At 73.3% G+C, this 6,606-nt stretch carries 7 protein-coding genes; 2 read left to right on the forward strand and 5 right to left on the reverse strand.

Annotated features, from left to right (window positions below; translation table 11 throughout):
• Positions 1 to 5: 5 nt before the first annotated feature.
• Genes ACZDWJ_RS15165 through ACZDWJ_RS15175 form a run of 3 tightly spaced genes read right to left on the reverse strand, consistent with a single transcriptional unit; the run spans position 6 to position 2,490 of the window.
• Entirely contained in the window at positions 6 to 746 is a 741-nt protein-coding gene (locus tag ACZDWJ_RS15165; protein WP_463522128.1) for an amino acid ABC transporter ATP-binding protein, read from the reverse strand.
• Entirely contained in the window at positions 743 to 1,603 is an 861-nt protein-coding gene (locus ACZDWJ_RS15170) for an amino acid ABC transporter permease (protein ID WP_463522130.1), read from the reverse strand. The genes ACZDWJ_RS15165 and ACZDWJ_RS15170 overlap by 4 nt, the downstream gene beginning before the upstream one ends.
• Positions 1,600 to 2,490 (reverse strand): ABC transporter substrate-binding protein, encoded by an 891-nt coding sequence (locus ACZDWJ_RS15175; RefSeq protein ID WP_463522132.1) that lies wholly within the window; start codon positions 2,488 to 2,490, stop codon positions 1,600 to 1,602. Before ACZDWJ_RS15175 ends, ACZDWJ_RS15170 begins: the two co-directional genes overlap by 4 nt.
• 196 nt (positions 2,491 to 2,686) lie before the next feature.
• Here ACZDWJ_RS15175 and ACZDWJ_RS15180 point away from each other — a divergent pair, with 196 nt between their 5' ends.
• Both ACZDWJ_RS15180 and ACZDWJ_RS15185 read left to right on the forward strand, forming a co-directional pair.
• A complete protein-coding gene (locus ACZDWJ_RS15180) occupies positions 2,687 to 3,217 on the forward strand; it encodes a PadR family transcriptional regulator (protein ID WP_463522134.1) in 531 nt (176 codons plus the stop codon).
• Complete coding sequence (locus ACZDWJ_RS15185; RefSeq protein WP_463522136.1) at positions 3,214 to 5,262, forward strand: NADPH-dependent 2,4-dienoyl-CoA reductase; 2,049 nt, start codon at positions 3,214 to 3,216, stop codon at positions 5,260 to 5,262. Before ACZDWJ_RS15180 ends, ACZDWJ_RS15185 begins: the two co-directional genes overlap by 4 nt.
• A 53-nt stretch (positions 5,263 to 5,315) precedes the next feature.
• Here the strand turns inward: ACZDWJ_RS15185 and ACZDWJ_RS15190 are convergent, their stop codons facing one another.
• Both ACZDWJ_RS15190 and ACZDWJ_RS15195 read right to left on the reverse strand, forming a co-directional pair.
• Complete coding sequence (locus ACZDWJ_RS15190; protein ID WP_463522138.1) at positions 5,316 to 5,933, reverse strand: hypothetical protein; 618 nt, start codon at positions 5,931 to 5,933, stop codon at positions 5,316 to 5,318.
• Positions 5,934 to 6,034: 101 nt separating this feature from the next.
• A partial coding sequence (locus ACZDWJ_RS15195; RefSeq protein ID WP_463522140.1) for a hypothetical protein occupies positions 6,035 to 6,606 on the reverse strand: 572 nt, incomplete at its 5' end.

The raw sequence follows: 6,606 nt of genomic DNA on the forward strand, positions 1-6,606 counted from the left end.
CGGCCTCACTCCCCCAGCACCCGCCGCAGAAAACCGCGAGTGCGCTCCTCACGGGGAGCGGTGAAGACCTGCGACGGGGGGCCCGACTCGAGGATGCGGCCCTCGTGGAGGAAGCAGACGGTGGTGGCGACGTCGCGGGCGAAGGCCATCTCGTGAGTGGCCAGCACCATGGTGGTGCCGCCGGCGGCGAGCTCGCGCACGGCGTCGAGGACGTCGCCGACCCGCTCGGGATCGAGGGCGGCGGTGATCTCGTCGAGCAGCAGGAGGTCTGGCCTGGTGCACAGCGCCCGGACGAGGGCCGCGCGCTGCTGCTGGCCGCCGGAGAGGCGATCGGGGTGCTTGTCGGCGTGCTCGGCCAGGCCGAAGCGGTCGAGCAGGTCGCGCGCCCGGTCGCGGGCCTCACGGCGCGAGAGGCCGTGGACGTGGCGGGGCGCGAGGGTGCAGTTCTCCAGCACGGTGAGGTGCGGGAAGAGGTTGTAGGCCTGGAAGACCATGCCGACGCGACGTCGCACCTCGCGCGGGTCGACCAGGGGGTCGGAGATCTCCCGGCCCTCGAGCGCGATGGTGCCGTCGTCGATCGGCTCGAGGAGGTTGAGGCAGCGCAGCAGCGTCGACTTGCCCGAGCCCGAGGAGCCGATGAGGCACACGACGTCACCGCGGGCGACGTCGAGGTCGACGTCGGCGAGCACCACGCGCTCGCCGTAGGCCTTGCGCAGGCCGCGGACCTGCAGCAGCGGGGCGCTCACAGGACGCCCGCCAGCTCGCGGCGTCGCGCCCGGGCGGTCAGCCAGTCGGTGAGCCGCGCGGTGGGCACCGTGAGCGCGATGAAGAAGCCGGCGACGACGACGTAGGCGGTGTAGTTGAACTGGTAGTTGCCGTAGTCCTGGGCGTAGAAGACGGCCTCCAGGACGCCGAGCACCGACACCAGCGCCGTGTCCTTCTGCAGGGAGACGAAGTCGTTGAGCAGCGGCGGGATCACCCGGCGCACCGCCTGCGGGACGACGACCAGCCGCAGCGTCTGCGCCCGCGAGAGGCCGAGCGCCTCGGCGCTGGCGACCTGCGAGGGGTGCACCGACTCGATGCCCGAGCGGTAGACCTCGGCGACGTAGGCGCCGTAGGACAGCACGAGCGCGACGCCGGCCCACACCGTCCGACTGCTCGTCAGCCCTGCCAGCTGCAGGGCCGGGACGCCGAAGCCGAGGATGAGCACGAGCAGCACCGTCGGGATGCCGCGGAAGACGTCGGTGTAGACGACGGCGATGATCCGCGCCGGGGCGAGCAGCGGGGAGCGGGAGACCCGCGTCAGCGCCACCAGCAGCCCGAGGGCGAGGATCGCGACCTCGCAGATCAGGAACAGCCGGACGTTGAGCCAGAAGTGGCTGGCGATGCCCGGGAAGGAGTCGCGGGCGTGGCCGCCGTCGAGGAAGAGCCGCTGCACCGCGGGCCACCCCGGGCTGGTGACGACGGCGAGCACGAGCCCGCCGATCACCAGCACCGAGGCGGTGGTCGCGATGGAGAGCGAGCGCCGACGCTGACGGGCGCGGATCGCCCGGCGCTCGAGCTCGCGGTCGCTGGGGCGCCAGGCGTCGGGGGCGATGCTCACTTCAGGACGGGCACGTCGACGACGTCGGAGAGCCACTGCTGCTCCAGCTTCGCCAGGGTGCCGTCCTTCTCGAGCTCGTCGAGGGCGAGATCGACGCACGGGGTGAGCGCGCTGCCCTTGGCCAGCAGCAGGCCGAACTGCTCCTGCTCGCCGGTCTCGGGCTGGAACTGGCCGACGATGGTGCTCTTCGGGATCTCGACGGCGGTGATGTAGAAGGCCGTCGGCAGGTCGGCGAGGATCGCGTCGACCTGGTCGTTGAGCAGCGCCTGCTTGGCGGCGTTGGTGTCCTGGAAGACCGACGGGTCGGTGGTGGGCTTGATGCCGTCGCGGATCGCGGTGAGCGAGGTCGTGCCGGTCTGCGCGCCCAGGCGCAGGCCCTTGAGGTCGGCGAGGCTGGTGATCGAGGCGGCCTTGCTGCCCTTGAGCGCGATGACGGCCTGCGCCGCGGAGTAGTAGCCCTTCGAGAAGTCGACGGCCTTCTCCCGCTCGGGGGTGATCGAGATCTGGTTGATGTCGAAGTCGAAGGACTTCGGGCCGGGCGCGTAGGAGGTGTTGAAGCGCACCGTGGTCCAGTCGACGGCGTCTCGGGCGAACCCGAGGCGGTCGGCGACGGCGTAGGCGACGGCCGACTCGTAGCCCTTGCCGTTGGTGGGGTCGTCGTCGGAGAACCACGGGTCGTAGGCCGGGCTGTCGGTGCCGATCGTCAGGCGGCCGGACTTCGTGAGGTCGACCTTCGAGACGCACTGCTGGGCGGTCTCGCCGGCCGAGGCGGACGCCTTCGGCTCTGAGGCGGTCTCGTCGGCGGTGGAGGCGCAGCCCGCGAGGCTGGCGGCGAGGAGGAGGGCGGCCAGCGTGCCGGTGCTGGCGGGGCGGAGGAGGGCGCGCATGGGCCGAATCCTAGGGCTCGACTCATATTTCGCGGGCGGGAACCCCGGTCGGTGGCTCTGGAAGCTTCGGCGGCTGGCCGCCGAACCTTGCGGTGGGCGTTCGAAGGTTCGAACGCCAACCGTGGGTTTCAGCGGTTGGCCGCCGAAGCCCTCACCCCTCTTGCAACTAGTTGCACACCCATGTCACCCTGGCCCCATGCCGCTGGACCACGCCCTGCTCGTCGCGCTCGCCGAGCAGCCGGCGTCGGGGCTGGAGCTGGCGAAGCGGTTCAGCCGATCGATCGGGTTCTTCTGGTCGGCCACGCACCAGCAGATCTACCGGACGCTGGCGCGCATGGACGACGACGGCTGGCTCGCCTCGCACACCGTCGAGCAGCAGGGCAGGCCGGCGAAGAAGGTCTACGAGGTCGCACCGGAGGGGCATCGCGCCCTGGCGGCGTGGCTGGCCGAGCCCACCGAGCCCCACCCCCTGCGCTCGGACCTGGCGGTGAAGATGCGCGGCGCCAGCTTCGGCGACCGCGCGCAGGTGCTCGACGTCGTCCGCGCGGCGCTCGCCGACCACCAGACCCGCCTGACGCACTACCGACACCTGATGACCCGCGACTACCCCGATCCCACGACCCTCGCCGGCCTCGAACGCGACCAGCACCTCGTGCTCCGCGGCGGCATCCTCATGGAGGAGACCTGGGTCGCCTGGCTCACCGAGTACCTGGAGGCCCACGCATGACCACCGAGAACCCCGGCCGCACGTCCGACGCGCCGTCGCCGTACCCGCACCTGCTCGAGCCGCTGACGCTCGGCGGCCTCACGCTGCGCAACCGCGCGGTCATGGGCTCGATGCACACCGGCCTCGACGACCACCCCTGGGACCGCGCGAAGGTGGCGGCCTACTTCGCCGAGCGCGCCAAGGGCGGCGTCGGCCTCGTGATCACCGGCGGCCACGCGCCGACGCGACGCGGCTGGCTGCTGCCCTTCGGCGCTGAGATGCGCACCCGGCTGCACGCCGCCCGCCATCGCGACACGACCGAGGCCGTGCACGCCGAGGGCGGGGCGATCGCGCTGCAGATCCTTCACGCCGGCCGCTACGCCTACCACCCGCTCAGCGCCGGCGCCTCGACGCGCAAGTCGCCGATCACCCCGTTCAAGCCGCGTCGCATGAGCGCGAAGGAGGTCGACGAGACCGCCACCGCCTTCGCCCGCTCGGTGGCGCTGGCCCGCTCGGCCGGCTACGACGCGGTCGAGATCATGGGCTCGGAGGGCTACTTCATCAACCAGATGCTCGCCGCGCGCACCAACGACCGCACCGACGCCTGGGGCGGCAGCGCCGAGCGTCGGATGCGCTTCCCGCTGGAGATCGTGCGCCGCGCCCGCGAGCTCGTCCCGGCGGACTTCCCGATCATCTACCGCATCTCGCTCATCGACCTCGTCGAGGACGGCCAGACGTGGGAGGAGACCCTCGCCCTCGCCCACGGCCTGCAGGACGCCGGCGTCACCGTGCTCAACACCGGCATCGGCTGGCACGAGTCGCGGGTGCCGACGATCATCACCCAGGTGCCGCGCGGCGCCTGGCGCTCGCTGACGGCCCGCCTCAAGGCCGAGGTCGAGGTGCCGGTGTGCGCCTCGAACCGCATCAACACCCCCGAGCTGGCCGAGGAGATCCTCGCCGCCGGCGAGGCCGACCTCGTCTCGATGGCGCGTCCGCTCCTGGCCGACCCCGAGTTCGTGCGCAAGGCCGCCGAGGGCCGTGCCGACGAGATCAACACCTGCATCGCCTGCAACCAGGCCTGCCTCGACCACGCCTTCGCCGGCAAGAAGGTCTCCTGCCTGGTCAACCCGCGCGCGGGCCGCGAGACCACGCTGGTGCTCTCCCCCACCCGTCGACGCCGCAGCGTCGCCGTCGTGGGCGCGGGTCCCGCCGGCCTGGCCACCGCCGTCAGCGCCGCCGAGCGCGGCCACGCGGTGACCCTCTTCGAGGCCCAGGAGCACCTCGGCGGCCAGTTCCGCCTCGCGATGGCCGTGCCCGGCAAGGAGGACTTCGCCGAGACGCTGCGCTACTTCACCCGCCGCCTCGAGGTGCTCGGCGTCGACGTCCGGCTCTCGACCCGGGTGGAGGCCGGTGACCTCGGCGGCTTCGACGACGTCGTCGTCGCCACCGGCGTCGAGCCGCGCATCCCGGCCCTCGAGGGCGTCGACCACCCCAGCGTCGTCAGCTACGCCGACGTGCTCTCGGGGCGGGTCGTGCCCGGACGGCGCGTGGCCGTCGTCGGCGCCGGCGGCATCGGCGTCGACGTCAGCCACTGGCTGACCCACCAGGACGGCGAGACCGACGAGGACTGGCGCGCCCACTGGGGCGTCGGCGACCCCGCGCTCGACCGAGGCGGGCTCACCGAGCCCAAGCCGCGCACGCCCGCGCGCGAGGTGACGCTGCTGCAGCGCAAGGCCTCGATGATCGGCAAGGACCTCGGCAAGACCTCCGGCTGGGCGCACCGCGCGGTGCTCAAGCAGGCCGGCGTCACCCAGGTCACCGGCGTCGGCTACGACCGCGTCGACGACGAGGGCCTGCACTACACCCGCGACGGCGTCGCGCACGTGCTGCCGGTCGACCACGTGGTGCTGTGCGCCGGCCAGGAGTCGGTGCGCAGCCTCTTCGACGCGCTCGCCGAGCAGGAGGACGCGCCCGCCGTGCACCTCATCGGGGGCGCGGACCTGGCCGCCGAGCTCGACGCCAAGCGCGCGATCGAGCAGGGCACCCGGGTGGCCGCCGCGCTCTGAGCGACAGGCCCCTCACGCGCCCGATGCGCGTGCTGGTGTGTGGTGCTCCGGCGTCAGGACGACGGGGCGTTCACCCACGACGACAGCGTGGGGTACTGCGGGTCGGCCCGCTTGGTGCTGCCGGCGGTGAGGGCGTCGTCGGCGCCGATGCGCTGCTTGCCCGCGCGGGCGGGGAGGAGCGCCACGGTGGAGACGCCGACCCGCACGCGGTAGGTCGAGCCCAGGCACCGGCGCGGGACGGTGGCGATCATGCCGGCGTCGGTGCGGACGATCGAGAGGCCCGCGCAGTCGACGGCCGTGCTGCCGCGGCTGAAGGTGGTGGAGGTCTGGCCGCCGCTGGAGAAGCGCTCGGCGCGGTAGGTGACTCCGTTGGACGTGACGATGCGCGCCGACCACAGGTTCGCCGGGCCGCGCAGGCCGGTGGCGACCTTCAGCGCGGTCGCGCCGTGCGTGATCGTGAGGCCGCCGAGGTCGCCGTTGCGCAGCGTCGGGGAGATGCCGGCGTCGCGAGCGCCGCCGCCGGAGGTCTCCTCGTAGACGCGGACGTCCTGGGTGCGGTCGGAGTGGCGGTAGGTGGCGGCCTGGGCCGCGGGTGCGAGCCCGGCGGCGAGGGCGAGGGCGACGCCGGCGGCCGCGGTGACGCGGAGGCCGGTGCTGGTCCGAGAGATCATGGTGGCGAGCCTGCCCCCGGGCGGGGCCCCGAAACGCGACGGCGCGCCCCGGGGCTCCTGGGCGCGCCGCGTGTCTGGGTCAGGCGGGTGGACGGTGGCGATCAGCTGCCGATGATCCAGCCGCTGACGAGGGGCCGACCGGGGCTGGCGCCCTCATCGCGGCGCGCGTCGTCGCGACCGCGCGTGTAGACGTCGTCGGACCCGCCGGGGAGCAGCGTCTCGAGGCCGGCGCCGATCCGCACCCGGTACGGGGTGCCGAGGCAGACGCGCGGCACGAAGCCGACGATGCCGCTGCTGGTCGGGACGGCGCGGATGCCCTCGCAGGAGGCGACGCGGCCGTTGCGACGCAGCTCGATGGTGGTGCCGGAGTCGCGCACGATGCGACGCAGGTCGTAGACGTTGGTGCCGCGGGAGGTGAGGATCCGCGCCTGCCAGGTGTAGGACAGCGACGGGAGGGCCCGCAGCCCGGTGGCGACCTTCACGCCGTCGCGGGTGTGCTGCGCCGTGAGGGAGGTGATGTCGCCCTGGCGGACGCCGGACTTGCGGCCGCCTTCGGTGACGGGGCCGCCGCCGACGTTCTGCGTGGTGACGCGGACGTCGCCGGTGGCGTCGGTGTGACGGTAGGTCGCGGCCTGCGCGGCCGGGACGAGGGAGACGAGGAGGGCGGCTGCGA

The organism is Nocardioides sp. B129/18 (assembly GCF_055282735.1).

What these genes read in the sequence shown, in the direction of transcription:
- ACZDWJ_RS15185 (WP_463522136.1), top strand. Translation starts at nt 3,214, where the DNA reads ATGACCACCGAGAACCCCGGCCGCACGTCCGACGCGCCGTCGCCGTAC.
- ACZDWJ_RS15190 (WP_463522138.1), bottom strand. Translation starts at nt 5,933, where the DNA reads ATGATCTCTCGGACCAGCACCGGCCTCCGCGTCACCGCGGCCGCCGGC.
- ACZDWJ_RS15180 (WP_463522134.1), top strand. Translation starts at nt 2,687, where the DNA reads ATGCCGCTGGACCACGCCCTGCTCGTCGCGCTCGCCGAGCAGCCGGCG.
- ACZDWJ_RS15175 (WP_463522132.1), bottom strand. Translation starts at nt 2,490, where the DNA reads ATGCGCGCCCTCCTCCGCCCCGCCAGCACCGGCACGCTGGCCGCCCTC.